Here is a 26,007-nt window from a genome sequence, read left to right on the forward strand (position 1 = left end):
TCTCGAAGCCGCTCGAACCTTCAATCAGTGACTCGAACGGAGTGCCTCGGTGGCCCGCAGTGTCTACGTGACCGGGATCGGCAGAGGAGACGGTCGGCAGGCCGTCGAACTGGGTGTCATGGAGCTGCTCACCCGGCACGTCGACCGCGTCGGCATCTTCCGGCCGCTGCTCCACCCGCCCACCGACCACGTCGTCGAACTGCTGCGCGGGCGCTACCGGATCGAGCTCCCGCCGGAGGCCACATACGGGCTGAGCTACGACGAGGCCGCCGCGCTGCAGGCCGAGCGGGGCCAGGACGAGCTCGTCAGTCTCCTCGTGGACCGCTTCCGCGCGGTCGAGCGCGACTGCGAGGCCGTGCTCGTTCTCGGCACCGACTACGCCGCCACCAACATCCCCGACGAGCTCGCGCTCAACGCGCGCCTCGCGAACGAGTTCGGCGCCGGGGTGCTCGCCGTCGTCGGCGGGCACCGCGAGAGCGCGGACACCGTCGTCAACGAGGTCCGCAACGCCCACCGCTCCTACACCGACCTCGGCTGCAGCGTCCTCGCGATGATCGCCAACCGGGTCGCGGGGAGCGACAAACAGACCGTCGCCCGGCGGCTCGCGAGCAAACCCGACGTGCCCTGCTACGTGATACCCGACGATCCCGCGCTCTCCGCGCCCACCGTCACCCAGGTGGTCGAAGCGACCCACGCCGAGGTGCTGCTCGGCGACGCCGCGGGCCTCGCCCGCGACGTGCGGAGGTTCGTCTTCGGCGGCGCCATGCTGCCGAACTTCCTCAACGCGCTCTCCGACGGCTGCCTGGTGATCACCCCCGGCGACCGCGCCGACCTGCTGATCGGTGCGCTCGCCGCGCACGCGGCCGGCGCGCCGCCGATCTCCGGGGTGCTGATGACGCTGGGCGAGACCCCCGGCGCCAACGTGATGAACCTGGCCGCCAGGCTCGCCCCCGGCACGCCCGTGCTCTCCGTGCACGAGGGCAGCTACCCGACGGCCATGGACCTCTCCACGCTGGAGGGCCGGCTCACCGCCGCGAGCCCGCGTAAGGCGGAGACCGCCCTTGGCCTGTTCGAACTGCACGTCGACTCCGCCGAGTTGACCGACCGGATCGAACTGAGCCGGTCCGAGCGGGTGACCCCGATGATGTTCGAGCACGAGCTGCTGGAGCGCGCCCGGGGCGCCGCCCTGAGGGAGATCGTGCTGCCCGAGGGCGCGGAGGAGCGGGTGCTGCGCGCGGCGGAGGTGCTACTGCGCCGGAACGTCTGCCACCTGACGCTGCTCGGCAGCGAGGACGCGGTCCGCCGCAAGGTCGCCGAGCTGGGCCTGAACATTTCCTTCGACGCCGAGCCCGCCGAGGGCCGAGCCCAGGCGCGGATCATCGACCCGGTCAGCTCCCCGCTGCGCGACCGCTTCTCCGAGGTCTACGCCGAGTTCCGCAAGCACAAGGGCATGACCGTCGAGCTGGCCGCCGACGTGGTCACCGACGTCTCCTACTTCGGCACTCTGATGGTCCAGGAGGGCCTCGCCGACGGCATGGTCAGCGGCGCGGTGCACTCCACCGCCGCGACGATCCGGCCCGCGTTCGAGGTCATCAAGACCTCCCCGGACGCGAAGATCGTCTCCTCGGTCTTCTTCATGTGCCTGGCCGACCGGGTGCTCGTCTACGGCGACTGCGCGGTCAACCCGGACCCGGACGCCGAGCAGCTGGCCGACATCGCCATCCAGTCGGCCGAGACCGCCGCCCGCTTCGGCGTCACGCCGCGTATCGCGCTGCTCTCCTACTCGACCGGCACCTCCGGCAGCGGCGTGGACGTGGACAAGGTCCGCAAGGCCACCGAGCTGGTCCGCGAGCTGCGCCCGGACCTGCTGGTCGAGGGCCCGATCCAGTACGACGCGGCCGTCGAGCCCTCCGTCGCGGCGACCAAGCTGCCGAACTCCGAGGTGGCCGGCCAGGCGACGGTGCTGATCTTCCCGGACCTGAACACCGGCAACAACACCTACAAAGCGGTCCAGCGCTCGGCCGGGGCCGTGGCCGTCGGCCCCGTGCTGCAGGGGCTGCGCAAGCCGGTGAACGACCTGTCGCGCGGCGCGCTGGTACAGGACATCGTGAACACCGTGGCCATCACCGCCATCCAGGCCCAACAGGCCGCCGCCCAGGCAGCTCAGGCGGCCCAGCAGCAGAAGGAGACGGCCCAGTGAGCGAGGCGACCCGGGTCCTGGTGCTCAACTCCGGCTCCTCGTCGGTGAAGTACCAGCTCATCGACATGGCCGACGGCGCCCGCCTGGCCTCGGGACTGGTCGAGCGGATCGGCGAGAGCCAGGGCCGGATCAAGCACGAGCCCGGCCGCGGCCCCGAACGCGACCGCTACGAGCCCTTCCCCGACCACGGCGCCGCCCTCGGCGCGGTCGCCGACCAGCTGGCCGCCGACGGCATGGGCCTGGACTCGCACCAGCTCGCCGCGATCGGCCACCGCGCCGTCCACGGCGGCACCCGCTTCACCGAGCCGACGCTGCTGACGGACGAGGTCGTCGACGGCCTGCGCGAGCTGATCCCGCTCGCGCCGCTGCACAACCCGGCCAACATCACCGGCATCGAGGTCGCCCGCAAGCTGCGTCCCGACCTCCCCCAGGTGGCCGTCTTCGACACCGCGTTCCACGCGACCATGCCGGAGTTCGCCGCCCGCTACGCCATCGACAAGGCGACCGCCGACGCGCACCAGGTGCGCCGTTACGGCTTCCACGGCACGTCCCACCAGTACGTCTCGCGGCGCACCGCCGAGCTGCTCGGCAAGTCGCCCGAGGCGGTCAACGTGATCGTGCTGCACCTGGGCAACGGCGCCAGCGCCTCCGCCGTCGCGGGCGGCCGCTGCGTGGACACCTCCATGGGCCTGACCCCGTTGGAGGGCCTGGTCATGGGCACCCGCTCGGGCGATCTGGACCCGGCGATCCTGCTGCACCTGCACCGGGTCGGCGGAATGAGCGTCGACGAGATCGACACGCTGCTCAATCGCCGCAGCGGCCTGATCGGGCTCTGCGGCGACAACGACATGCGCGAAATCGGCCGCCGGATGGGCGAGGGCGACGCGGAGGCGCGACTGGCCTTCGACATCTACATCCACCGGCTGCGGAAATACGTCGGCGCCTACTACGCGGTACTGGGCCGCGTGGACGCCATCGCGTTCACCGCCGGGGTGGGCGAGAACTCGGCGGCGGTCCGGGAGGCCGCGCTGACGGGCCTGGAAGCCCTGGGCATCGAGCTGGACTCGGTGCGCAACGCGGTGCGCGGCAGTACGCCGCGGCTGATCTCCGCGGACTCCTCCCGCGTCGCCGTCGCGGTGGTGCCCACGGACGAAGAACTGGAAATCGCTCAGCAGACCTTCGCCGTGGTGCGTCGGACCGCGGGCTGATTTGCACGAATAGCGCGGAATGCGCGGAATGCGCTCGAAAGGTGAGCCGATAAGATGAGCCATATGCGCCGAGCCAAGATCGTTTGTACCCTGGGTCCCGCGACGGACGGATTCGAACAGCTGAAATCGCTGATCGAAGCCGGCATGAACGTCGCCCGTCTTAATATGAGCCACGGCACCCACGCCGAACACGAGCAGCGTTACGCCAATGTCCGCGCGGCCGCCGACGCCGCCGGCCGCGCCGTGGGTGTCCTCGCCGACCTGCAGGGGCCCAAGATCCGTCTGGCCACCTTCGCCAACGGTCCGGTCACCGTCGAGAACGGCGACACCTTCACCATCACCACCGAGGACGTCCCCGGTGACCAGCACATCTGCGGCACGACCTACAAGGGTCTGCCGGGCGATGTGAAGCCGGGCGACCCGGTCCTCATCAACGACGGCGTCGTCGCCCTGGAGGTCGTCAGCGTCGACGGCCCCCGCGTGGTGACCCGCGTCGTCGAGGGCGGTGTGCTCTCCAACAACAAGGGCATCAACCTGCCCGGTACGGCCGTCAACGTCCCCGCGCTCTCCGAGAAGGACAAGGACGACCTGCGCTTCTCGCTGGCGATGGGCGTCGACATGGTCGCCCTCTCCTTCGTGCGGAACGCCGCCGACATCGAGGACGTGCACAAGGTCATGGACGAGGTCGGGCGCCGCGTCCCGGTCATCGCCAAGATCGAGAAGCCGCAGGCCGTCGACGCCATGGAAGAGATCGTCATGGCCTTCGACGCGGTCATGGTCGCCCGTGGCGACCTGGCCGTCGAATATCCGCTGGAGCGGGTGCCGCTGGTGCAGAAGCGCCTGGTCACCCTCTGCCGCCGGAACGCGAAGCCGGTCATCGTGGCCACCCAGATGATGGAGTCGATGATCACGGCCTCCCGCCCGACCCGCGCCGAGGCGTCCGACGTCGCCAACGCGATCCTGGACGGCGCGGACGCGGTCATGCTGTCGGCGGAGTCCTCGGTCGGCAAGTATCCGATCGAGACCGTGCAGACCATGTCGCGGATCGTCGAGGCGGCCGAGCAGGAGCTGCTCTCGCAGGGCCTGCAGCCGCTGAACCCGGGCCGCAAGCCCCGCACCCAGGGCGGTTCGATCGCCCGTGCGGCCTGCGAGCTGGGCGACTTCCTCAACGCCAAGGCGCTGGTGGCGTTCACCAAGTCCGGTGACACCGCCCGCCGCCTGTCCCGCTACCGCTCGCCCATCCCGGTCCTCGCCTTCACCCCGGACATGTCCACCCGCAACCAGCTCACCCTCAGCTGGGGCGTGGAGACCTTCGTCCTCCCGCAGGCGGAGAACACCGACGCCATGGTCGAGCAGGTCGACACCGCCATCCTGGCCCAGGGCAAGTACGGCAAGGGCGAGACCATCATCGTCACCGCCGGCTCCCCGCCCGGCATCGTCGGCACCACCAACATGGTCCGCGTCCACCACCTGGGCGCCGGCGACTGACGCCCGCGGTTCAGCTCTTGACGGCCCCTCGGCGCTCCTCGCGCCGGGGGGCCGTCAGCGTTCCCAGGACAGCCCAGGGATTGGGCAGTTCGCCGGGGGTCGCATAGCCGTGGGCGGTGGCGCCGGGCGGGGCGGAGTAGACGAGGTGGCAGCCCGCGTCGGGAGAGTGGCCCTGCCCCTGATAGGTGGACCAGTCGCCCTCGAAGGTGACCACGAGGTCGGCGAGGTCGAGGTAGGCCGGGTGGGGCCGACAGCCCGGATTGAGCACCACCCAGCAAGCGTCGAGGGAGCGGGCGGCGACGACCAGGCGACAGTAGTGGGGCAGGGCGTCGGAGGAAGCCGGGGTCTGGTCGAAGAAGACGCCGTCCACGCCGTACCAGGCGCGGTAGGTCTCCAGCTCGGCGACGACCTCGTGGTGCGGGCGGCGGGCGTAGTCCGTGTCGACGTAGCCCAGCACCCGTGCGCCTGCGGCCTGCAGGCGCGCCGCGACGGCGGCGTAGGCCGCGTCGGGTGTGGGGCCGACGCCGCTGTCGGGGTTGATCACGACGGCGGCGAGCGCGGGCGCGGCGTCCAGCAGCGCGTCCCAGGACGCGGGCTCGACGTCGGGGTGGAAGTACGCGGGCACGAGGAGGCGGGATATCGCGTGGCTCACGACGGGTCCAACGAGCGGCCCGGACGCAGGAAACCCTCCCCCGCCCCGAGGGGCGCGAGGGAGGGTCTCCGAAACGGGTGCTACTGCCCGAGCGGGGTGTAGTACAGGTGCATGCCCGGGATCGTCAGGTTTCCGCCGAACTGGCCCTGCTGAATCGCCGTCACATTGCCCAGCTCCAGCGTCAGCGGGATCGGGATCGCGCCGATGAGGTTGTAGAGCCACTGCGGCAGCGTGTCGGGCGTCAGGTCCAGGTTGACGTTGAGCAGGCTCAGCGGGATGCCCTCGGCGGCCAGCAGCGTGCCCTTGAGCTCCTTGACGTACATCGTCACCGTGCCGCCGCGCATCGTCGACGTGGTGCCGGGGCCGCCCTTGACGTGGACCTCCTGGCCGCGCTGGTTGGCGGACATGTCCAGGTCGCCGATGTTGACCGCCTCAGCGGTGAACTTCAGCACCCGCTCGGTGCTGCCGTCCGCCATCTGGATGGTGACGACACCGTGGAACACGCTGTTGATCAGCTTCAGGTCGCTGGACTTGAGCGTCCACGGCTCGACCGGCATCGTGCCGGCCGCGAGCTGCGAGGTGATCGAGGTGTCCAGCGGCGCGGCGAGGTGGCTGATGTCGCAGAGCTTGCTCGGGTTCGTGTTGGTCGCGCCGGTGCCCGAGCCCGTACCGCTGCCCGTTCCCGCCCCGCCGGTCGGTGCCGAGCCCGTCGACTTGGGGGTCGGCGTGGCGGTGGCCGTGGGGGTGGTCGCGGCCTTCGACGGGGCCGGGGTCGCGGTCGGCTGGACCGAGGGCGTCGCGGCCGCGGCGACCCGCTGAGCCGTCGCGTGCGACTTCGACGTCGAGGAGGCCGACGGGGAAGCGGACGCGGACGGCGTGGCAACCGTGCCCTTGCCCGCGGGGACGGCGTGGTTGCCGATGCCCAGCAGGCCGCCGAGGCCGTTCAGGATCCCGGTGACCGGGTCCGTCGGAGCCGACGTGGTCGGGCTGGACGAGGGGGCCGGCGCGGGCGTGCTCGCCGAACCGCCGGAACCCGAGCCCGTACCGGAACCACTGCCACTGCCGCTGCCCGTCGTGGGGGCCGAGACGCGCTGCTTCGGCACCGTCGTGGTGCTCAGCGGCGTTCCGGACCCGTTCGAGGTGGACGCGGCCGCGCCCGAGCCGGAGGAGGCAGACTGGCCGGCCGTTCCGGTCTTGCCCGCCGTGCCGGTCTTGCCGGTCGTCGGCGTGGCCGTGACGGCGCCGGTCCCGGTACCGGGGGCACCCTTGGAGCAGGCGCCGCCGGTCGATGCCGACGTGGCCGGAACCGAGTTCGGCGCGACCTTCGCCTTGGCGTCCGCGGCGAAGGCCAGCTTCGGCGCGAGCGTGCCCATCAGCAGGGCAGTCGGCATGGCCGTCAGCGCGATGGCGCGACCGACCGGCCGCTTGATGCGACCGCGTACGGTGACGCGGGGAGCAGCGTGGCGACCGACGGTGCGGCGCGGCGGCTGCTCGTTCTCACTCGACACTCTTGCTCTCCTCCTGCGGCTCCGGCGCTGCCGTGGGATGCGGCGCCGTCTCGGCCTCGGCGGCCTGCTGTGACGGAAGAACCACTTCGGTGTCCGCTTCCGCGGGCGGAACGTGCGCCGGTCGGGTGGCGACCGACTGGGCCACCTGCGCGGCGGCGGCTTCGAACTGCTCCTCCGTCTCCAGCGGCTCCTCCTTGAGCGGTGCCCAGGAGCAGACCAGCGCGCCGCCGATGATGCCGAGGAACAGGCCCATGCCGAAGCCGCCGAAGTTGGACACCGGCAGCGAGACCAGGCTCAGCACGATCGACGCGATGCCCGCGAACACCCGGATCAGCGGCTGGAACCAGCACGAGATGCCGAGGGCGATCAGCAGCAGGCCGATCACGGCCGAGCCTGCGCCCGCCGTGGTCGCCATCTGGATCCGCAGCGCGCCCACATTCAGGGTGGCGTAAGGGAAGTAGAGGATCGGCCCCGCGGCGAGGAGGACCAGCAGGCCGCCCCAGAACGGGCGCGTCCGGCGCCAGGTGCGGAACGAACGGCGGGCCTTGGTGGCGGCGCCGACCGGATCGGGCTGCGCCTGCGTAGTCGCGCTGGTCACGTGGCAGCTCCCAGGGTGTAACGGGACGGGTGGAGACGAGGGTTGTTGCCGGAGACGCGGCACAAACCCCGGAGCGGGGAGGGAGAGTGCTCCCTCCCCGCCGGAACCTCAGTGCGTCAGAAGCAGGGGTTGCTTCCGGACGAGAGGTTGAGGTGCATGTTCGACAGCGCGAAGGTGCCGGCCGAGGTGGCCCACGCCGTCTGCTTGACGTTGCTCAGCACAGCGTGGTCGGCCTCCTGGCCGAAGCTGCCCGCGAAGCCGGGCTGACCGGCCGAGGTGGAGTCCACCGGGCCCTTGCTGATGGCGCCGCCGGCAACACCGATGTTGATGTTGGTGAAGGTGGCGGAGTCGGCCTTCAGGTCGGTCATGTCGATGAAGAGCTTCGACGCTGCGACCGGCGTACCCGCGTCACCGGCGGTGATGCGGAGGGTGTAGCTGCCCCAGGGGAGCGGGACGTCCACGGACTGGCACAGGTTGGTGATGTTCGCGGTGGTGAAGCCGGACACCGCGACGGGCAGGTTGGTCTTGGCGCCCTTGGCGTCCACGACCGCGTCCACGGTGCCGTACTGGGTGAAGCCGTTGCCGTCGAGCGAACCCGCGCTGACCTTGAAGGACGCGCCGGAGACGGCGAAGGACGCGGCGAGCGCGCCCTGGGCGATGCTGATGCCGACGGCGGCCGTGGCGGCCAGAGTCGGAACCATGACGACGGCGAACCGCTTCCAGCGGGTCTTACCGAAGGTCTGGGACATGGGTCGAGATCCTCCTTCTCGGACGTACACCTCCCGGCCTGCCCCGCTGGGGCCCCCGACCGGAGATGGGGAGAAGAACTACGTCCTCGGGAGGCAGGTGCACCCCCGAGCGACAACCACTCGGTCGCGCCGGCAGGCACGACTGCGGTGAGAACAGGCTCCGCCTGGGTGGACGAAGACCCCCCTGCCCTCCGGATGTCGGCGGACCGACACCCCGCTCGGTGGGGATTCCATCGACCGCTCCCGACCGGCTGCCGGGGGTATGGGTAATGGACCGAGCGTGCTGATCGTGGTCCATGCGGAGCCGCTGCACAAGTACTTCATTACCGATGAGTAAGGAGCGGATGAACTGAAACCGACTCGCAAACGGGGGTCACTTGACTCAGCGTGACCGGCTTCACAGGACTGCTAGGGCCAAGCTGCAGGAAACGTGGATGTAACAGACGAAGGCGGCCACCCAGGGTGACCGCCTCGCCGAAATGTCAAGATTTGATAAAGCCAATCGGTGTGTCGACACATCGGCGCAACACACTCACAAAGATGACACCCTTCAGAAGAGTTTGCGTGCCAGCGCCCCGCGGGCCTTCACCACACGCGGGTCCTCTGCCCCGATGACCTCGAAGAGGCTCAGCAGATGCGTGCGCGCCTTGTCGCGCTCCTCGCCCGCCGTGCGGCCGACCGTGTCGACCAGGCGCCCGAAGGCGTCGTCGACATGACCGCCCACCAGATCCAGGTCCGCGGCGGCGATCTGCGCATCAGCGTCGCCGGGACGTTCGGCCGCGGCGGCACGGACGGCGGCCGGGTCGGCGCCCTCGATCCGCTGCAGCAGCTCCGCCTGGGCGAGGCCGAGCCTGGCCTCCTCGTTGGCCGGCTGGTCGGCGAGCACGTTGCGGTAGGCCTGGACGGCGCCGCCCAGGTCGCCCCGGTCCAGCGCCTCGTGGGCGAGAGCGAGCGCCGGGTCCTGCGGGGCCTCGACGGCGGCGTCGAACGCGCCCGCCTCGCCGCGGCCGCTGCGCAGGCCGGGCTGTCCGGCGATGCCGAAGCGCTCGGCTGCCTCCTTGATCAGCTGGTCGAGCAGCGGGCGGATCTCCTCCGCCAGCGCCGGGCCCTCGAAGAGCGGGATCAGCTGGCCCGCGACCACGACCAGCACGGTGGGCAGGTCGCGCAGCTGCAACTGCTGCGCGAGGCGCTGGTTGGTGCGGACGTCGACCTCGGCGAGCACGAAGCGGCCGTCGTACTCCTCGGCCAGCGCCTCCATGATCGGGACCTGCTGCTCGGCCGGGCCGTAGCCCTCGGCCCAGAACAGCAGCAGCACCGGGACCTCGGCGGAGAGCGGGACGACCTGGGCCTCGAAGTCGGCCTCGGTGACGGGGAAGATCAGCGGCTCGGCCGCGGCGTCCGTCTCGCCCGACTCGGCCTTTCTGGCGCGCTCGGCGCGCATCTGCTCCGCCTTGGCGGCGGCGTCGGCGGCCGCCTTGACCGCGGCGAGGTCGACCGCGCCGCGCAGGGACATGTTGTTCCGTGGCTGCATGGGTCCATCCTCCCCCGTCCGCGAGGCGCTTCGCACCAAGACCCTCACAGTCCGGCTGGTTTGCTGGACGGCGAGGGTGGGGTGCGTTCAAGTCAGCGTGCACGGATCCCCATCCGTGCGGCAGCGTGGTTGTCGCTCTTTCGCTACGAGTCGTAGCGTATATCGAGCGGGGGCGACCGCGCAGCAAGGGAGGCGTGAGCTGCGCCACTCTTCCGCGCAGCACTCTCTGCCAGGCCGGGTACCCGCGAGTAACCTGCGTTAACCCAGTCTTCATATTGCCGTCCGTATCTGTGAGGAGCCCGCCGTGAACGCAGCAGCAGCCGCGGGCGTCGCCCCGCGCAAGGGCCGCCCACGCAACGCGGACGCGGACGGCGCGATACTCGCGGCGACCCGCGAGGCGCTGGCGGAACTGGGCTGGGGCGGGCTCACCATGGGCGACGTGGCGGTTCGCGCGGGCGTCGCCAAGACGACGCTCTACCGGCGCTGGCCCTCGAAGAACGAGCTCGTCGTCGCGGCCGTGGCAGAGCAGTTGGACTGCCTGGAGATGGCGGACCTGGGCAGCCTGCGCGCCGACATCGAGGACGCGGTGGCCCAGTTCGCCGCGCTGCTGTCCGCGCCGGAGACGCAGGCGGCGCTGCTCGCGCTCTTCGCGGAGGCGACCCGCGACCCGCTGCTGCGGCAGCGCGTGCGCGAGGCGATCATCGATCCGCAGAAACGTCTCGTCCTGGCCGGCCGCGCCGCCGCGCAGGCCCGCGGCGAACTCCCTCCCGACGCGTGCGAGGCCGCGGCCCAGGCGGACGTCGACATCATCTTCGACACGGTGGCCGGCACGGTCGTCCACCGCATGCTGGTCAGCGGCGAACCGGCCACCCCCGAATGGATCAGCCGCTTCACCACCCTGCTCCTCCACCCGCTGACCGCGCTCGGCGCCGCCACGGTCTGACGGCCGCTCAAGCCCCGCCGCACGTCCGGTTGGTACTGTTCCTGACGCGACTGGAACGTCGGACCAACGGATGTTCTCGTGATGTACAACCTGCTCCTCACCGGCCCGCTCGACCCGGACGCCCGGCGCGGCGCCCTGGCGGGGCAGTTCGCGGTCGGCCCGCCTCTCCGAGACCCTCGAGCATGTGGACGAGGTCTTCCGCAACGCGGCGACCGAGGACGGCGGGACAGCCCTGGCCGAAGCACTCGGACTGTCCCGCGCGATCTGGCGCTCCGCGGCTGGTGGCGGCACCGGGCACCGGCCCCGCTGCCGTGGCCCGGTTCGCGGTGAGGAGAACGGCGGCTCAGAAGCCGGCGGGCTCCACGTAGACGCCCCACTCCGCGCGCAGCGCGTCGCAGATCTCACCCAGGGTGGCCTCCGCGCGGACCGCGTCCAGCATCGGCGGCACCATGTTCGCGCCGGTGCGCGCAGCGTCCAGCATCGCGGTGAGGCCGGCCTGGACCGCCGCCTCGTCGCGGTCGGCCTTGCGGGCGGCGAGCTCGCGCACCTGCTCGCGCTCGACCTCGTGGCTGACCCGGAGAATCTCCAGCGGCGGGGTGACGCTGCCGGTGTGGCAGTTGACGCCGACGACGCGCTTCTCGCCCTTCTCCAGCGCCACCTGGTACTGGAAGGCCGCCTCGGCGATCTCGCCGGTGAACCAGCCGTTCTCGATGCCGCGCAGGATGCCGGAGGTCATCGGCCCGATGGGGTGCTCCTTGGCAGCCGAACCCATGTCGAGGATCTTCTGGAAGATCTCCTCCGCCTGCGCCTCGATCCGGTCCGTCAGCGCCTCGACGTACCAGGAACCGCCCAGCGGGTCGGCGACGTTGGCGACGCCGGTCTCCTCCATCAGCACCTGCTGCGTCCGCAGCGCGATCTCCGCCGCCTGCTCGCTCGGCAGCGCGAGGGTCTCGTCCAGCGCGTTGGTGTGCAGGGAGTTGGTGCCGCCCAGGACGGCCGAGAGCGCCTCGACCGCGGTGCGGACGACGTTGTTGTACGGCTGCTGCGCGGTCAGCGAGACACCGGCCGTCTGGGTGTGGAAGCGCAGCCACTGCGCCTTCTCGGTCTTGGCTCCGTAGACGTCGCGCAGCCGCTTGGCCCAGATCCGGCGGGCGGCGCGGAACTTGGCGATCTCCTCGAAGAAGTCGAGGTGCGCGTCGAAGAAGAAGGAGAGACCGGGCGCGAAGACGTCCACGTCCAGCCCGCGCGAGAGGCCGAGCTCGACGTAGGCGAAACCGTCGGCCAGCGTGAACGCCAGCTCCTGCGCGGCCGTCGAGCCGGCCTCGCGGATGTGGTAGCCGGAGACCGAGAGCGGCTTGTACGCCGGGATGTTGGCGGCGCAGTACTCCATCAGGTCGCCGATCAGGCGCAGGTGCGGCTCGGGCGAGAAGAGCCACTCCTTCTGCGCGATGTACTCCTTGAAGATGTCCGTCTGCAGCGTGCCGTTGAGCACGCCGGGGTCGACGCCCTGGCGCTCGGCGGCGACGAGGTACATGCAGAAGACCGGGACGGCCGGTCCGGAGATCGTCATCGAGGTGGTGACGTCGGCGAGCGGCAGCCCGCGGAACAGCACCTCCATGTCGGCGGCGGAGTCGATCGCCACGCCGCAGTGGCCGACCTCGCCCAGCGAGCGCGGGTCGTCGGAGTCGCGACCCATCAGCGTCGGCATGTCGAAGGCGACCGAGAGCCCGCCGCCGCCGGCGTCGAGGATCATCCGGTAGCGCTCGTTGGTCTGCTCGGCGTTTCCGAAGCCGGCGAACTGTCGGATCGTCCACGCGCGGCCGCGGTAGCCGGTGGCGTAGAGGCCGCGGGTGTAGGGGAACTCCCCCGGCCAGCCGATCCGCTCGAAGCCCGGATAGTCGCCGTGGTCGTCGCTGGGCCCGTAGGCCGGGGCGACCTCGTCGCCGGAGAGCGTGGTGAAGTCCGCGTCGCGCTTGTGGGCGCGGTCGTAGCGCTGCTGCCAGCGGTCCCTGGCGGCTGCGGTCTGCTGTGCGTCCATCGGTGGTGGCCCTCGCCCTCGGCAGAAATATTCGGACGTCCTACTACTTCAATTTACTAGGACGTCCGAGTATCTGTCGACAAGCAGACGCGCCCCGGTCGATTCGGCCAGGGCGCGCTCGGAAGTCGCTCGAACGAGCTCAGCTCAGGCGCTGACGAGCGGCGCAGACTCCTTGGCGGCGAGTTCGGCCTGGATCTCGCGGACCACGCGGCGCTCGACGAAGAAGACGGCGGTCGGGATCGTGCCGGACAGAACCGTCCAGGCGATCTTGCCCATCGGCCAGTTGAGCTTGTTGCCGAGGGTGAAGGCGACCACGACGTAGGCCATGTAGAGCCAGCCGTGGAGGGTGCCGATGATCATCACCGGCGTCTTGGAGGCGCCGAAGCCGTAGGTGGCGACGCAGGCGACGCAGAGCAGGACCAGGCCCACGCCGGTCACGTACGCCAGTGCACGGTAGGCCGTGAGCAGGGGGTTGGACTTGTTCATAGCCACCGAGCGTAGACCCACAAAAGTGGATCTCTCACACCGCCCCGGCCTCGGCTCCGGGCTCGGGCTTCTGCTCGGGCTTCGGCTCGGGCTCTTCGAAGTCCCCGGCCGCTATCCGCAGCGGGCGCAGCATCTCGAACATCTCCTTGCAGCCCTCGGCGTCGTAGCCGACCAGGCCGAAGTCCATCGCCATGAGGTCCCGCGTCGCCCGCTCGACGACGTCACGGCCCTTGGGGGTGATCGCCGCCAGGACGCCGCGGCCGTCCAGCGGATTGGGGCGACGGGTGACCAGGCCGGCCGCCTCCAGGCGGTCGACGGTGTTGGTCACGCTGGTGGGGTGGACCATCAGCCGCTGGCCGATCTTGGACAGCGGCAGCTCGCCGGCCTGGCTGAAGGTGAGCAGCACCAGGGCCTCGTAGCGGGCGAAGGTCAGCTTGTACGGCTTGACGACCGCGTCGACCTGCGCGAGCAGGATCTGGTGGGCCCGCATCACCGAGGTGATCGCCGCCATCGAAGGGACCGCGCCCCAGCGACGCGCCCACAGCTCGTCGGCGCGGGCGATCGGATCGAAGGAGAGGCTCAGCGGCTTTGACACGGGGACACGGTACCCCTTGCTAAGCCACTGATCACCGGGCGTCTCACGCCATCGCGGGGGCGGTCTCCCGCTCCTCGCGGCCAAGGATCCGCTCGGCGAAGAAACCGCCGGTCGGCAGCACCGAGAGAACCATGATCCAGGCGAACCGCTTGAAGGTCCACCGCTGCTCGCGCCAGGCGATCAGCGCGAAGACGGCGTAGAGGATGAAGAGGATGCCGTGCAGCATGCCCATCGGCATCACGGCATTGAACGTGGTCGTCCGCTTCAGCACCGAGCAGGTGAGCAGCAGCAGGAAGGAGACGCCCTCCGGCATGGACACCAGGCGCAGGCGGTGGACGGCGGTGGTCTTCACGGCTACCTCACGGAAAGGTCTCAAGCGTCGCAATCTCGCGACGACTCGTCGCATCAGTATGACCGACCGCCTGTTCGCCCCCGCACTTGGCTATTCTCCGGGCCATGAAGAGGGACTGGGACCGCCGCCACTGCGCCCGCAAGGGCCACATCACCTACGCGCCGACCGAGCCGGAGCTGCGCGCGCGGCTCCACGTCGGGACCGCCGTCGGCGAGGCCTGGCGCTGCCTGCGCTGCGGCGACTTCGCTCTCGGCGAGCCGTCCGGCAGCGGCAAGGCGGAGGACGCCCCCTACGTCCCGCGCGGCAAGGCGCTGCGCGACCTGTTCATCCTGCGCTTTCTCGCGGTGGAGCGGCTGGTGCGCGGGGTGTTCATCGTGCTGGTGGCCTGGGCGGTGTGGAAGTTCAGCAACAGCCAGACCTCGGTGCAGCAGCTCTTCAACGACAACCTGACGCTGTTCAAGCCGATCGCCGACCACTTCCACTACGACCTGAACCACTCGTCCGTCGTGGACACCATCCAGAAGACCTTCGCCTACAAGCACAACACGCTGGTGATCACGGCGGTCGCGCTGCTGGCCTACGCGCTGATCGAGATCGTCGAGGCCTTCGGCCTGTGGGCGGCCAAGCGCTGGGCGGAGTACCTCACGGTGGTCGCGACAGCTGCGTTCCTGCCGCTGGAGGTCTACGAGCTGACCCACAAGGTCAGCGGCTTCAAGATCGCGACGCTGACGCTGAACGTGCTGGCCGTCCTCTACATCCTGCTGGCCAAGCGCCTCTTCGGCCTGCGCGGCGGGGCGAAGGCCTTCGAGGCGGAGCGGCACGGCGCCTCGCTGCTGGAGGTGGAGACCGCGGCGCATGCGGCCTCGCTCAAGTCGGCTCCGGCGAACGTCCACCAGACCGTGCCACTCGATCGGGTGGCACCCCAGGGGAACGCGGCCGAGACTGGGCCTTCGGCGATCGTTGAATAGTACAATCTTCAACTAACCGGCGTATCATCGCCCCCATGGAGACCACTGCCGCCCCGACCGCCCTCGCCGAGTCCCACAAGGATGCTCACGAGGACGACGCCCCATGGCTCACCGCCGAGGAGCAGCGCCTGTGGCGAGCCCACCTCGAGGTGAGCCGGCTGCTCATGTACCAGCTGGAGCGCGAGCTCCAGCCGCACGGCCTTTCGAACAACGACTATACGATTCTGGTCGAACTTTCGGAGGCCCCGCAGCGACGGATGCGGATGACGGACCTGGCGGTGGCCACCCTCCAGTCGAAAAGCCGCCTCTCCCACCAGATCACCCGCATGGAGGCCGCCGGCCTCGTCTCCCGCGACAGCTGTCCGGGCGACCGCCGCGGCCTCTACGCGGTGCTGACCGAGCAGGGCTGGCAGACGATGCGCCGCATCGCCCCGCAGCATGTGCGCAGTGTGCGCGAGCACTTCATCGACCGCTTCGACGCGGACCAGCTCGCCGCGATGTACGAGGCCCTGGCCCCCGTCGCCGAGCACCTGCGCGAACTGCGCGGCCGGGGCTGACCGCAGCTCCGCCGCAACCGCCCCGCCCCCGGCGTCGCTGGCCCCAGGGGCGGAGCGGCGGGCTCCCTGGGCGGTCCCTAGCCGATCAGCCGGTAGCGCAGTTGGTCGAGGTTGCCGCGGACGAGCAGGCGGATCATGTCGCGCTTGCGCGGCTCGTTGTAGATGACGAAGTCGTCGAAGCGGTGCACGCCGCGGCGGTCGGCGACGGCGCGGGCGGCGTCGCGGATGACGGTCAGCTCGCCGGGCGTGAACGGCAGGGCGCGCTCGTCCGGCTGGTACAGCGTCCCGATCGGGTACTCGTGGCCGGGGGCGTGCCCCATCTCGACGTGACAGCCGAGGACGTGGGTGACCCGGTGGGCCGCGGCGAAGTCGACCAGGCGGTCCAGGGTGGCCAGGAAGGCCGGGTAGTCCTCGGCGTAGAGGCGGCCCGGCAGGACCGTGTCGCCGGTGAGCAGGAAGCCGGTCCACGGGTCGTAGGCGGTGACCGAGGCGCGGTGGTGGCCGGGAGAGCCGATCAGCGTCAGCACCCGTCCGCCCAGGTCGAAGCGGACCGTTCCGGTCGGCCAGTCCTCGCCGAAGCCGAAGAACTCCCGCACCGCCTCCGCCTCGCGCGCCACCACCTCGGTGTCCGGCCGGTCGGCGAACTGGGCGTCGCCGGCCACGTGGTCGCCGTGGCCGTGGGTGTGCGCGACGACCAGCCGGTAGTCCTCACGCGGGTGCCGCTCCAGCCACTCGGCGATCAGCCCGTCCACCGTGGCGCGGAGCGGGAAGAGCTCCGGGTCGGCGGTCGCGCCGGTGTCGAGCAGCAGCGCGCGGTCGTTGCCGAAGAGCAGATACATGAACGGGGCCTCGTAGTTGACGGCCTTGCTCTGCCGCAGGATCACCGTGTGCTCGTCGTAGCGGTGCACCTGGATCTTCGGCTGCTCGGCCCGCAGACGCTTGGGCGCGCCGTGGATCCACGCGACCTCCAGCGAGCCGGCCACGGGCGCGGCGGTGACGAAGTCGATCTCGTTGACGCTCTCGGTGCTGTTCATGCTCCGGCTCCCCCGGTCTTCTCGGAATCCCTGACTACGCCCGACGGCGGCAGCGGCGTGGCCGCCATGAAGTAGCGGACGGCCCGCTCCCCCGGTCCCAGCTCGCGGACCTCGGCCCCGGCGGGCAGCAGGTGCGGCTGGATCAGCTCCCACATGCGCGCCTTGAGCTCGGCGGCCTGCTCGGCGGTGAGCACCGCGATCGCGCTCACCAGGTCGGACTGCTCACGCCACTCGGCGCTCTCGTTCTCGCGGCGGTCGATCCAGTCGAGGACCTCCCGCAGTCCACGCTGCGCGACGAGCCGTTCGAGCTCGCCACGCACCACCTCGCCGGCCGGACCGCCCTCGGTGATCCGCAGCTCCGGCTGCGAGCGCGGGATCTGCCACACCCGTTCGCGCCGGTCAGGACCGGGAGCGGCCTCCTCGACGAAGCCGTACTTGCCCAGCTGCCGCAGGTGGAACGAGCAGCTGGCCTGGGAGGCCCCTAGCGCCCGCCCGCACTGGGCGGCCGTGGCCGGCCCGCCGGTGGTCAGCAGGTCGAGCAGGTCGAGCCGGAGCGGATGCGCCAGCGCCCTGATCGCCTTGGGGTCGTTGATCTCCATACCCCAAAGCATACGTTGGCATTTCGAGATGTCAACGCTTTCTTTGGCATCTCGGCGGAATGGCAGAAGAGGCGGGAAGTTCGTCATGGCTGCCACGCGTCGGAGCGGTCAGGCTGAACGGGTGCTTCAGACCCGCGACGTCCTGGTCGTCCTCTACGACGGCATCCAGAGCCTTGATCTGACGGGCCCTCTGGAGGTGTTCCACGCCGCCGGACGGATCGCCGCCGCCGGGGCCGACCGGGCGCGTACCGACTGACGACCGCCGGGCTGCTGGTCCCCGGCAGCCCCGGCACGCGTGAGGCGATGGGCGACGCGGCGACCCTGGAGTGGCTCCGCCGGGTGGACGCCACGACGCAGTGGACCACCTCGGTCTGTTCGGGCTCGCTGCTGCTGGCGGCCGCCGGGATCGACCTGGCGCTGACCCTGGCCGGACAGGTAGCGGGCAAGCGGGTGGCGCAGAAGATCCAACTGGTGGTCGAGTACGACCCCAGCCCGCCCTACGACGCCGGTTCTCCGGCCAGGGCACCGGTTGAGCTCGTCGACGAGCTGCGCGCCGCCGAGCTCGTGGTCATGCCGTGATCGAGGAGATCAGATCGTCGGCGGCGGTGTAGGAGTCCAGCTCGCCCTCGGCGACGCGTCGTGCCAGGGCGTCGAGGTGCTTGTCGCCGTGGAGGTTGCCGAAGCGTTCACGGAGCGCGGTGACCGCGATCGTCTCGACCTCGGCGGCGGCGCGGCGGACGCGCCGAGCGGCGAGTTCGCCGCTCTCCTGCATCCAGGCGTAGTGCTTGGCCAGGGCGTCGACGACCTCGTCGACGCCCTCCTGCTTCGCGGCCACCGTCTTCACGATCGGGGGACGCCAGTCCCCCGCAGCGCGGGCCTCGCCGAGGCCGAGCATGTGATTGAGCTCGCGGGCCGTCGCGTCGGCCCCGTCGCGGTCGGCCTTGTTGACCACGTAGAGGTCGCCGATCTCCAGGATGCCCGCCTTCGCGGCCTGGATGCCGTCGCCCATGCCGGGGGCGAGCAGCACGATCGTGGTGTCCGCCTGGGCCGCGATCTCCACCTCGGACTGGCCGACGCCGACCGTCTCGACCAGCACCACGTCACACCCGGCCGCATCCAGTACCCGGATCGCCTGCGGCGCGGACCAGGCCAGACCGCCGAGGTGACCACGGGTGGCCATGGAGCGAATGAAGACCTCCGGGTCCGTCGCGTGCTCCTGCATCCGCACCCGGTCCCCGAGCAGCGCGCCACCCGAGAACGGGGACGAGGGGTCCACCGCCAGCACGCCGACCCGCTTGCCCTGCCGCCGGTACGCGGCGACCAGCGCCGAGGTCGAGGTCGACTTGCCGACACCGGGCGAGCCGGTGAGGCCGACGACGTAGGCGCGGCCGGTCAGCGGGGCCAGGGTCGCCATCACCTCGCGCAGCTGCGGAGACGCGCCCTCCACCAGGGAGATCAGCCGAGCGACCGCACGCGGTCGCCCCTCGCGTGCCTGAGCCACCAGGGCGGGGACGTCGATCATCGTGCGGAGCTCCAACTCTGGATCGGACGGGTCAGTTGCACTATCCAGGGGCGCGGGGAACTGCGCGACAAGCCACTGACATGCAGATGGTCCTCAACGAGCAGGGCCATCCGCACAGGGTGGTTTCTCGCGCAGTTCCCCGCGCCCCTAAAAGGCTTACGCCTTCGGCACGCGGACGATCAGCGCGTCGCCCTGGCCGCCGCCACCGCAGAGCGCGGCCGCGCCGACCCCGCCGCCGCGACGCCGCAGCTCCAGCGCCAGGGTCAGCACCACGCGGGCGCCGGACATCCCGATCGGGTGACCCAGGGCGATCGCGCCGCCGTTGACGTTCACCTTGTCGAGCGAAATCCCCAGGTCCTTCACCGACTGCACGGCGACCGCCGCGAACGCCTCGTTGATCTCGACCAGGTCGAGCTCCTCGACGCCGATGCCCTCCTTGCCGAGCGCGTGCTTGATCGCGTTCGACGGCTGCGACTGCAGCGAGTTGTCCGGGCCCGCGACGTTGCCGTGCGCGCCGATCTCGGCCAGCCAGGTCAGACCCAGCTCCTCGGCCTTGGCCTTGCTCATCACGACCACCGCAGCCGCGCCGTCGGAGATCTGCGACGAGGTGCCGGCCGTGATCGTGCCGTCCTTCTTGAACGCCGGGCGCAGCTTCGCCAGCGACTCGACCGTCGTGTCCGCGCGGACGCCTTCGTCCACGCTGAACACCACCGGCTCACCCTTGCGCTGCGGGATCTCCACCGGGACGATCTCGGCCTCGTAGACGCCGTTCTTCTGTGCGGCGGCGGCCAGCTGGTGCGAGCGCGCGGCGATCGCGTCCTGCTCCTCGCGGCCGATGCCGAGGCGGGTGTTGTGGGTCTCCGTCGACTCGCCCATGGGGATGTTGTCGAACGCGTCGGTCAAGCCGTCGTACGCCATCGCGTCCAGCATCTCGACCGCGCCGTACTTGAAGCCCTCGCGGGACTTGGGCAGCAGGTGCGGGGCGTTGGTCATCGACTCCTGGCCGCCGGCCACGACGATGTCGAACTCGCCCGCGCGGATCAGCTGGTCGGCCAGCGCGATCGCGTCCAGGCCGGACAGGCAGACCTTGTTGATGGTGAGCGCCGGGACGCTCAGCGGGATGCCGCCCTTGACGGCCGCCTGGCGGGCGGGGATCTGGCCGGCACCGGCCTGGAGCACCTGGCCCATGATCACGTACTGGACCTGGTCGCCGGTGACCCCGGCCCGCTCCAGCGCGGCCTTGATCGCGAGGCCGCCGAGGTCGGCGCCGGAGAATCCCTTGAGCGAGCCGAGCAGGCGGCCCATCGGGGTGCGGGCGCCCGCGACGATCACGGACGTGGTGGCGCTGCTTGCCGTGTTGCTCATGGTGGTCGAGCCCCTTTGCTGCGACAGGAACTGGCGGGCCCGGTGTGCCACGGCACCGAGTGCCAGTTGGGAGTTTTCCGCTCAATGTATCGACCGGTCGACAGGGCGTCATCCGGCGAAGAGTGTGATCACGGGCACTGTCGGCGCGGGTTTCGCCTCCGCGAGACTTGCGCTCTATTGGAGCGCAGAACCCGCCGACCTCATTCCCTCCGGAGGACCTCCCCGTGCTGACGCGCATCGACCACATCGGCATCGCCTGCTTCGACCTGGACAAGACGGTCGAGTTCTACCGCGCGACCTACGGTTTCGAGGTCTTCCACAGCGAGGTCAACGAGGAGCAGGGCGTCCGCGAGGCCATGCTCAAGATCAACGAGACCGACGACGGCGGCGCCAGCTACCTCCAACTGCTGGAGCCGACCCGCGAGGACTCGGCCGTCGGCAAGTGGCTGGCCAAGAACGGCGAGGGCGTCCACCACATCGCCTTCGGCACCGCCGACGTCGACGCGGACTCGGCGGACATCCGCGGCAAGGGTGTGCGGGTCCTCTACGACGAGCCGCGTATCGGCTCGATGGGCTCCCGGATCACCTTCCTGCACCCGAAGGACTGCCACGGCGTGCTGACCGAGCTGGTGACCTCCGCAGCTCAGCCAACTCACGAGTAACGGCGGAAAGCCGAGAAAAACCGGCCGACCCCCCTGCACGCACCCGCGATGACGTGAGAAAATGCGCCGGTGCCGCGGCCCGGTAGCCGGGGGTGCGGGTGGGGTGCGCGGGGTACCGCGTGGCCCACTCTTCCCCACGATCTGCCACCATTCTCCGTAAGGCATAGGGTTCATCAAGGAGCTCACCCGGACGGCGGAGCGGGATACACCCGAACCGCCGACCGGTGGCGACGTGATCAGGAGACGGATGGGACCGCGGAGTGCGGGGCAACGACGGCTACGAGGTTGACGATCACCTCGCCAAATTCGAGGCCGAGATGGATCGGACTCGCAAGGAGCGCGAGAAGGCCGTCACACATGCCGAGGACCTCGCCTACCAGGTCGAGGTCCTCCGAGCCAAGCTGCACGAATCGCGTCGGCAGCTGGCGCAGCCGCGCGCTTTCGACTCCGTGGCCGGCCAGGCCGAGCAGATCCTGCGCAACGCCGAGGCCCAGGCCGAGCAGCTGCGCCAGGAGGCCGAGCGCACCCGGATGGAGGCGCAGAACGCCACCGCCCGGCTGATGCAGGAGGCGGCCGACCGCAGCGCCCGGATGCAGGCCGAATGGCAGGCCGAGGCCGAGGCGCGCCGCCGCCATCTGGAGAACGAGCTCGCCGAGCTGCGCCGCAGCGCCGAGATGCGGGTCAACGAGAACGTCAACTGGGCCGAGCAGACCCGCGCCGGCACCGAGGCGCAGGCGCGCCAGGTGCTGGACCAGGCCCGCGCCGAGGCCGAGCAGATGCTGGCCGGCGCCCGCGCCGAGGCCATGGCCGTCTCCGAGTCCGCGACCTCGCAGGTCGCCGCCGACGTCGAGTCCACCCGCGCCGAGGCCGACTCGGTACTGAAGCGTGCCCGCACCGAGGCCGAGCGGCTGCTGAACGCCGCCGCCGCCCAGGCCCAGGACGCCACCGAGCGCGCCGAGCGCGTCCGGCTGGACGCCACGAGCGAGGCCGACGAACAGCTGACCGCCGCCCAGGCGGAGATCCACCGACTGCGCGGCGAGGCCGAGGGCCTGCGCGCGGAGGCGGAGCAGCTGCGGGTCGAGGCCGAGCAGCGCCTCGCCAGCGCCGAGGCCACCGGCGAGCAGCGGGCCACTACCGCCAAGGCCGAGGTCGCCCGCATGGTCGCCGCCGCGACCAAGGAGGCCGACGAGCTCAAGGCCGAGGCCCAGCGGCTGCTGGAGGAGGCCCGCGAGGAGATCGAGCGGCTCCGCTCCGAGGCGCTGGAGTCCGCCCGCACCGAGGGCGCCGCCACCGCGACCGTTCACCTGGCCAAGGCCGCGCGAACCGCCGAGGAGGTCGTCAGCCGCGCCACCGCCGAGGCCGACAGCGTGCGCGGCGCCGCCGCCGAGGAGGCCGAGCGCGTCCGCGCCGAGGCCAGGGCCGAGGTCACCCTGCTGCGCGAGCAGGCCAGGGCCGCCACCAACCAGGCCCAGGGCATGGCCCTGGACGAGATCGCCGCCCACCAGGACGCCGCCGCCCAGCTGCGCGCCGAGGCCGAGCAGCTGCGCGCGGACACCGCCGTCGAGTACGAGCGGATCCGCGGCGAGGCGCGCCGCCAGGCCATAGCGCAGATCGAGGAGTCCGCCCACACCGCCGAGGACCTGCTGGTCAAGGCCAAGGCCGACGCCGACGAGCTGCGCGGCGGTGCCGCCGAGGAGGTCGCCGCCGCCAAGGCGCGCGCCGCCGAGGAGGCCCGCGAGGTCCAGACCCGCGCCGAGGCCGTACTGGCCCGGGCCCGGGCCGAGGCCGAGCGGATCCGCGGCGAGGCCGAGGGCGTCCGCGACGCCGAGGCCGCCAAGGGCGTCGCTCGCGCCGACGAGGTGCGCGCCGCGGCCGTCGCCGCCGCCGAGGAGCAGCACCAGACCGCGATCAACGCCGCCGACGAACTGCGCGCGAACGCCGCCACCGAGGCCGAGCGGATCCAGGCCGAGGCGCGGCAGGAGCGCGACCAGATCCTGGCCGCCGCCGAGCAGTTCGCCGCCGAGCGCGCCGAGGAGGCCCGCGCCGCCGGTGAGCACGCCGTCGCCGACGCGCAGGCAGCGGCCGAGCTGCGCGAACGCACCGCCGTCGAGGTCGCGGAGGCCCGCGCCCAGGCCGAGTCCGAGCTGGCCCTGATGCGGGCCGACCTGGACAGCGAGATCGAGCGCCTGCGCGGCGAAGCCCGTGAGGCCGCCGCTGTCGACATCGCCGAGGCGAAGGCCAGGCACGAGTCCGCCGAGGCGGACGCCGAGCAGATCCGGGCCCAGGCCCGCGAGGCCGCCGCGGTGGACCTCGCCGAGGCGCAGGCCCAGCGCGAGGCGGCCGGTGCCGACGCCGAACGCATCCGCGCCGAGGCAGGCGAGCGCGCCGAGGTCGACCTGGCCGAGGCCAAGGCCGCCCGCGAGCGCGCCGAAGCGGCCATAGGGGACGCCGAGGCGGAGGCCGAGCGGGTCCGCGCCGCAGCCGCCGCGCAGGAGACCGAGCTGGCGGAGCGCCGCATCGTGCAGCTGGCCACGGCCCAGGCCGAGGCCGACGCGGTCCGCACCCAGGCGCGGGAGTCCGCCGAGCAGGCCGAGCAGGAACGGGCCCGGCAGGCGGGCGAGGACGCCGAGCAGCGCGAGACCCTGCTGGCCGCCGCCCAGGCCGAGGCGGAGCAACTGCGCGAGCAGGCCGCGCTTGCCGCCGAGCAGGCGGAGCAGGCCGCGGCCCAGCACGCCGAGGAGCTGGCGGCGCTGCGCGCGGAAGCCGAGCGGGAGCACGCCGAGAGCCGACAGACGGTGCTGGCCCAGGCGCACGCCGAGGCCGACCAGGTCCGCGCCGAGGCCCGCGAGGCCGCCGCGCAGGATCTCGCGGAGGCCAAGAGCTCCCGCGAGGCGACCGCGCAGACCCTCATCGAGGCCCAGGCCGCCGCCGAGGAGACCCACGAGGCCGCCGAGGCCCAGGCCGACGAGATCCGCGCCCAGGCCCGACGCGAGCAGGAGGAGGCCGCCGCCGAGCTGGCCAGGGTCCGCGCCGAGGCCGACGCGGCGATGGCCGCCGAGCACGACGCGATGATCCAGCAGCGCACCCAGGCGGACGCCCGCGCCGCCGAGGTCGTCGCCCTCGCCGAGCAGTCCGCCGCCGAGCACGCGACCGACCTGGCCGCGCTGCGCGCGGAGACCGAGCGCGAGCTGGCCGACCGGCGCGATGCCGTGCTGGCCGAGGCGCACGCCGAGGCCGACCAGGTCCGCGCCGAGGCGCGGCAGGCCGCGTCGGTGGACCTGGACGACGCCAAGGCCTCGCGCGAGGCCGCCGCCAAGGCGCTGACCGAGACCGAGACCGCTGTCGCCGAACTGCGCGACGAAGCCACCAAGGTCCTGGCCGACGCCGAGCAGCAGGCCGCCGACGACCGAGAGGCACTCCACGCCGAGCTGACGCAGCTGCGCACCGAGGTCGACCTCGCCGCGGCCGAGACCCGCGACGCCGCCGAGCGCGAGGCCGGTCAGGTGCGCCAGCTGGCCACCACCGAGGCCGCCAGGGTCCGCGCCGAGGCCGCGTCCGACCGCGAGCGGGTCACCGCAGAGCTGGCCGCGCTGCGCGCGGAGGCTTCGGAGGCCTTCGCCGAGGAGCGGTCCAAGATCGAGGCCGAGCGTGCCGAGGGCGAGCGCGAGGCCGCCGCGAAGATCGCGGCCGCCGAGGACGAGGCGGCGGAGATCCGTCAGGGCGTGGCCGGCATGTACGAGGCGGCGGAGGCGCAGACCACGCAGCTGCGCGCCGACGCCGAGCGCGAGGCCGCGCAGATCCGCGAACTGGCCACCGCCGAGGCGGCCAGGGTCCGCGCCGACGCCGAGCAGACCCGCGAGCAGGCCGAACAGGACGCGCAGCGGCTGCGCGCCGAGGCCGAGGAGCTGCGCGCCCGCGCCGCCGAGGAGAGCACCCGCGCGCTGGCCGAGGCGCAGGAGCTGGCCGAGGCGGTCACCACCGACGCCGAGACCGCCGCGCTGGCCACCACGGCCGCCGCGGAGGAGCAGGCCGACGCGATGGTCTCGGCCGCCCGCAAGGAGGCCGAGCGGATCGCCGCCGAGGGCGCTGCTGAAGGCAGCACCCTGGTGGAGCAGGCCCGTCGGGACTCCGACCAGATCCTGGTCGAGGCCCGCGGCGACGCCGCGCAGATCCGCGAGCGCGCGGAGGAGCTGCGCGACCGCACCCACGCGGAGGTCGAGGCGCTGCACGAGCGGTCACGCAAGGAGTCCGCGGAGGCGCTGCGCGCTGCGGGCGAGCGCGTCGACAAGCTGATCTCGGACACCACCGAGCAGCTCGACGCCTCGAAGGCGGAGGCCGACCAGGCCCTCGCCGACGCGCAGGAGAAGGCCGCCGAGCTCCAGGCCGAGGCGTCCGCCGAGGCCAGCAAGGTGCGCATCGCCGCCGTCCGCAAGGCGGAGGCGCTGCTCAAGGAGGCGGAGGCGCGCAAGGCGGACTCCGACGAGGCGGCCGAGGCCGCCCGCATCGAGTCCGAGCAGCTGCGTGCGGCGGCGGCGACCGCGGCGGAGAAGACCCGTCAGGACGCCGTCGAGGCAGGCGAGTCGGAGCTGGCGCGGGCCAGGGCCGAAGCGGAGCAGACCATCGAGGAGGCGCGCGGCGAAGCCAAGCGGATCACCGACGAGGGCCGCAGGGAACTCGACGAACTGGTCAGCCGGCGCAAGGACATCAACACCGAGATCGCCCGCGTGCAGGATGTCCTGCAGGCGCTGGAGTCCTTCCAGGCTCCGGCCGCGGGCACGCCCAACGGGGGGACGGCGGGTGCCGGCAGCGGCTCCGCCAACGGGGCGAGCAGGGCGAACGGGGACAGCAACAGCAGATCGGGCGGCGGTCGCGGCGGTGCCACGGCAGGCGTCGGCGCGGGTGCAACCCGTCCGGGTGGCAAACGTGGTGGCACGCAACCACCCGATTGAGCG

23 protein-coding genes are annotated in these 26,007 nt (G+C 71.7%); 10 read left to right on the forward strand and 13 right to left on the reverse strand.

Annotation, left to right across the window (positions count from 1 at the left end):
• Positions 1 to 49: 49 nt before the first annotated feature.
• From pta to pyk, 3 genes are all read left to right on the forward strand, one after another.
• Positions 50 to 2,200 carry a phosphate acetyltransferase gene (gene pta / locus ABIA32_RS09535; RefSeq protein WP_370093551.1) on the forward strand — a complete coding sequence of 717 codons (2,151 nt, stop codon included), beginning with the start codon at positions 50 to 52 and terminating at the stop codon, positions 2,198 to 2,200.
• The gene (locus ABIA32_RS09540) at positions 2,197 to 3,408 is read left to right on the forward strand and encodes an acetate kinase (protein ID WP_370093552.1); all 1,212 of its coding nucleotides are present in this window, start codon (positions 2,197 to 2,199) and stop codon (positions 3,406 to 3,408) included. Before pta ends, ABIA32_RS09540 begins: the two co-directional genes overlap by 4 nt.
• A 63-nt stretch (positions 3,409 to 3,471) precedes the next feature.
• On the forward strand, positions 3,472 to 4,896 hold the full coding sequence (gene pyk, locus ABIA32_RS09545; RefSeq protein ID WP_370093553.1) for a pyruvate kinase: 1,425 nt from the start codon (positions 3,472 to 3,474) through the stop codon (positions 4,894 to 4,896).
• Between the two features lie 10 nt (positions 4,897 to 4,906).
• On the opposite strand, the gene ABIA32_RS09550 is transcribed toward pyk, so the two are convergent.
• From ABIA32_RS09550 to ABIA32_RS09570, 5 genes are all read right to left on the reverse strand, one after another.
• On the reverse strand, positions 4,907 to 5,548 hold the full coding sequence (locus ABIA32_RS09550; RefSeq protein WP_370093554.1) for a spherulation-specific family 4 protein: 642 nt from the start codon (positions 5,546 to 5,548) through the stop codon (positions 4,907 to 4,909).
• A gap of 80 nt (positions 5,549 to 5,628) precedes the next feature.
• Positions 5,629 to 7,056, reverse strand: coding sequence for a hypothetical protein (locus ABIA32_RS09555; protein ID WP_370093555.1), 1,428 nt, complete (start codon positions 7,054 to 7,056; stop codon positions 5,629 to 5,631).
• The gene (locus ABIA32_RS09560) at positions 7,046 to 7,654 is read right to left on the reverse strand and encodes a DUF6114 domain-containing protein (protein WP_370093556.1); all 609 of its coding nucleotides are present in this window, start codon (positions 7,652 to 7,654) and stop codon (positions 7,046 to 7,048) included. The genes ABIA32_RS09555 and ABIA32_RS09560 overlap by 11 nt, the downstream gene beginning before the upstream one ends.
• Positions 7,655 to 7,770: 116 nt before the next feature.
• Positions 7,771 to 8,403: a DUF6230 family protein gene (locus tag ABIA32_RS09565; protein ID WP_370093557.1), complete on the reverse strand. Its 633-nt coding sequence runs from the start codon at positions 8,401 to 8,403 to the stop codon at positions 7,771 to 7,773.
• A gap of 550 nt (positions 8,404 to 8,953) precedes the next feature.
• A complete protein-coding gene (locus ABIA32_RS09570; RefSeq protein WP_370093558.1) occupies positions 8,954 to 9,934 on the reverse strand; it encodes a tetratricopeptide repeat protein in 981 nt (326 codons plus the stop codon).
• Positions 9,935 to 10,238: 304 nt separating this feature from the next.
• Between ABIA32_RS09570 and ABIA32_RS09575 the strand changes: the two genes are divergently transcribed.
• Positions 10,239 to 10,877: a TetR/AcrR family transcriptional regulator gene (locus tag ABIA32_RS09575; protein ID WP_370093560.1), complete on the forward strand. Its 639-nt coding sequence runs from the start codon at positions 10,239 to 10,241 to the stop codon at positions 10,875 to 10,877.
• Between the two features lie 343 nt (positions 10,878 to 11,220).
• Here the strand turns inward: ABIA32_RS09575 and ABIA32_RS09580 are convergent, their stop codons facing one another.
• The 4 genes from ABIA32_RS09580 to ABIA32_RS09595 form a co-directional block, all read right to left on the reverse strand.
• Complete coding sequence (locus ABIA32_RS09580) at positions 11,221 to 12,915, reverse strand: methylmalonyl-CoA mutase (RefSeq protein WP_370093561.1); 1,695 nt, start codon at positions 12,913 to 12,915, stop codon at positions 11,221 to 11,223.
• A 144-nt stretch (positions 12,916 to 13,059) separates the two neighbouring features.
• On the reverse strand, positions 13,060 to 13,401 hold the full coding sequence (locus ABIA32_RS09585) for a DUF3817 domain-containing protein (RefSeq protein WP_370093562.1): 342 nt from the start codon (positions 13,399 to 13,401) through the stop codon (positions 13,060 to 13,062).
• 34 nt (positions 13,402 to 13,435) lie between these two features.
• Complete coding sequence (locus ABIA32_RS09590) at positions 13,436 to 13,996, reverse strand: MarR family winged helix-turn-helix transcriptional regulator (protein ID WP_370093563.1); 561 nt, start codon at positions 13,994 to 13,996, stop codon at positions 13,436 to 13,438.
• A gap of 43 nt (positions 13,997 to 14,039) precedes the next feature.
• On the reverse strand, positions 14,040 to 14,348 hold the full coding sequence (locus tag ABIA32_RS09595) for a DUF3817 domain-containing protein (RefSeq protein WP_370093564.1): 309 nt from the start codon (positions 14,346 to 14,348) through the stop codon (positions 14,040 to 14,042).
• 104 nt (positions 14,349 to 14,452) lie between these two features.
• Between ABIA32_RS09595 and ABIA32_RS09600 the strand changes: the two genes are divergently transcribed.
• Positions 14,453 to 15,316: a DUF2127 domain-containing protein gene (locus ABIA32_RS09600; protein ID WP_370093565.1), complete on the forward strand. Its 864-nt coding sequence runs from the start codon at positions 14,453 to 14,455 to the stop codon at positions 15,314 to 15,316.
• 35 nt (positions 15,317 to 15,351) lie between these two features.
• Positions 15,352 to 15,873 (forward strand): MarR family winged helix-turn-helix transcriptional regulator, encoded by a 522-nt coding sequence (locus ABIA32_RS09605; RefSeq protein ID WP_370093566.1) that lies wholly within the window; start codon positions 15,352 to 15,354, stop codon positions 15,871 to 15,873.
• A gap of 77 nt (positions 15,874 to 15,950) precedes the next feature.
• Here ABIA32_RS09605 and ABIA32_RS09610 read toward each other — a convergent pair whose 3' ends face one another.
• Together ABIA32_RS09610 and ABIA32_RS09615 are read right to left on the reverse strand one after the other, a co-directional pair.
• Complete coding sequence (locus ABIA32_RS09610; RefSeq protein ID WP_370093567.1) at positions 15,951 to 16,907, reverse strand: MBL fold metallo-hydrolase; 957 nt, start codon at positions 16,905 to 16,907, stop codon at positions 15,951 to 15,953.
• The gene (locus ABIA32_RS09615; RefSeq protein ID WP_370093568.1) at positions 16,904 to 17,506 is read right to left on the reverse strand and encodes a helix-turn-helix domain-containing protein; all 603 of its coding nucleotides are present in this window, start codon (positions 17,504 to 17,506) and stop codon (positions 16,904 to 16,906) included. Before ABIA32_RS09615 ends, ABIA32_RS09610 begins: the two co-directional genes overlap by 4 nt.
• Positions 17,507 to 17,627: 121 nt before the next feature.
• Here ABIA32_RS09615 and ABIA32_RS09620 point away from each other — a divergent pair, with 121 nt between their 5' ends.
• Both ABIA32_RS09620 and ABIA32_RS09625 read left to right on the forward strand, forming a co-directional pair.
• The gene (locus tag ABIA32_RS09620; RefSeq protein ID WP_370093570.1) at positions 17,628 to 17,762 is read left to right on the forward strand and encodes a hypothetical protein; all 135 of its coding nucleotides are present in this window, start codon (positions 17,628 to 17,630) and stop codon (positions 17,760 to 17,762) included.
• Positions 17,763 to 17,809: 47 nt separating this feature from the next.
• Complete coding sequence (locus ABIA32_RS09625; protein WP_370093572.1) at positions 17,810 to 18,085, forward strand: hypothetical protein; 276 nt, start codon at positions 17,810 to 17,812, stop codon at positions 18,083 to 18,085.
• Here the strand turns inward: ABIA32_RS09625 and meaB are convergent.
• Both meaB and ABIA32_RS09635 read right to left on the reverse strand, forming a co-directional pair.
• Complete coding sequence (gene meaB / locus ABIA32_RS09630; RefSeq protein ID WP_370093797.1) at positions 18,075 to 19,028, reverse strand: methylmalonyl Co-A mutase-associated GTPase MeaB; 954 nt, start codon at positions 19,026 to 19,028, stop codon at positions 18,075 to 18,077. The two genes, ABIA32_RS09625 and meaB, sit on opposite strands and share 11 nt — an antisense overlap.
• A 156-nt stretch (positions 19,029 to 19,184) precedes the next feature.
• On the reverse strand, positions 19,185 to 20,393 hold the full coding sequence (locus ABIA32_RS09635) for an acetyl-CoA C-acetyltransferase (protein ID WP_370093573.1): 1,209 nt from the start codon (positions 20,391 to 20,393) through the stop codon (positions 19,185 to 19,187).
• A gap of 224 nt (positions 20,394 to 20,617) precedes the next feature.
• On the opposite strand from ABIA32_RS09635, the gene mce reads away from it, so the two are divergent.
• Together mce and ABIA32_RS09645 are read left to right on the forward strand one after the other, a co-directional pair.
• On the forward strand, positions 20,618 to 21,055 hold the full coding sequence (gene mce / locus ABIA32_RS09640) for a methylmalonyl-CoA epimerase (protein ID WP_370093574.1): 438 nt from the start codon (positions 20,618 to 20,620) through the stop codon (positions 21,053 to 21,055).
• 317 nt (positions 21,056 to 21,372) lie between these two features.
• Positions 21,373 to 26,004 (forward strand): hypothetical protein, encoded by a 4,632-nt coding sequence (locus ABIA32_RS09645; RefSeq protein ID WP_370093575.1) that lies wholly within the window; start codon positions 21,373 to 21,375, stop codon positions 26,002 to 26,004.
• Positions 26,005 to 26,007: the final 3 nt, after the last annotated feature.

The sequence above is a fragment of the Streptacidiphilus sp. MAP12-20 genome (genome assembly GCF_041262525.1).
GTDB lineage: Bacteria > Actinomycetota > Actinomycetes > Streptomycetales > Streptomycetaceae > Streptacidiphilus.

Coding starts and splice junctions, on each gene's coding strand:
- pyk (WP_370093553.1), top strand. CDS start 3,472: ATGCGCCGAGCCAAGATCGTTTGTACCCTGGGTCCCGCGACGGACGGA.
- ABIA32_RS09565 (WP_370093557.1), bottom strand. CDS start 8,403: ATGTCCCAGACCTTCGGTAAGACCCGCTGGAAGCGGTTCGCCGTCGTC.
- ABIA32_RS09570 (WP_370093558.1), bottom strand. CDS start 9,934: ATGCAGCCACGGAACAACATGTCCCTGCGCGGCGCGGTCGACCTCGCC.
- ABIA32_RS09580 (WP_370093561.1), bottom strand. CDS start 12,915: ATGGACGCACAGCAGACCGCAGCCGCCAGGGACCGCTGGCAGCAGCGC.
- ABIA32_RS09585 (WP_370093562.1), bottom strand. CDS start 13,401: ATGAACAAGTCCAACCCCCTGCTCACGGCCTACCGTGCACTGGCGTAC.
- ABIA32_RS09600 (WP_370093565.1), top strand. CDS start 14,453: ATGAAGAGGGACTGGGACCGCCGCCACTGCGCCCGCAAGGGCCACATC.
- ABIA32_RS09605 (WP_370093566.1), top strand. CDS start 15,352: ATGGAGACCACTGCCGCCCCGACCGCCCTCGCCGAGTCCCACAAGGAT.
- ABIA32_RS09610 (WP_370093567.1), bottom strand. CDS start 16,907: ATGAACAGCACCGAGAGCGTCAACGAGATCGACTTCGTCACCGCCGCG.
- ABIA32_RS09615 (WP_370093568.1), bottom strand. CDS start 17,506: ATGGAGATCAACGACCCCAAGGCGATCAGGGCGCTGGCGCATCCGCTC.
- ABIA32_RS09625 (WP_370093572.1), top strand. CDS start 17,810: ATGGGCGACGCGGCGACCCTGGAGTGGCTCCGCCGGGTGGACGCCACG.
- meaB (WP_370093797.1), bottom strand. CDS start 19,028: ATGATCGACGTCCCCGCCCTGGTGGCTCAGGCACGCGAGGGGCGACCG.
- ABIA32_RS09635 (WP_370093573.1), bottom strand. CDS start 20,393: ATGAGCAACACGGCAAGCAGCGCCACCACGTCCGTGATCGTCGCGGGC.
- ABIA32_RS09645 (WP_370093575.1), top strand. CDS start 21,373: ATGGATCGGACTCGCAAGGAGCGCGAGAAGGCCGTCACACATGCCGAG.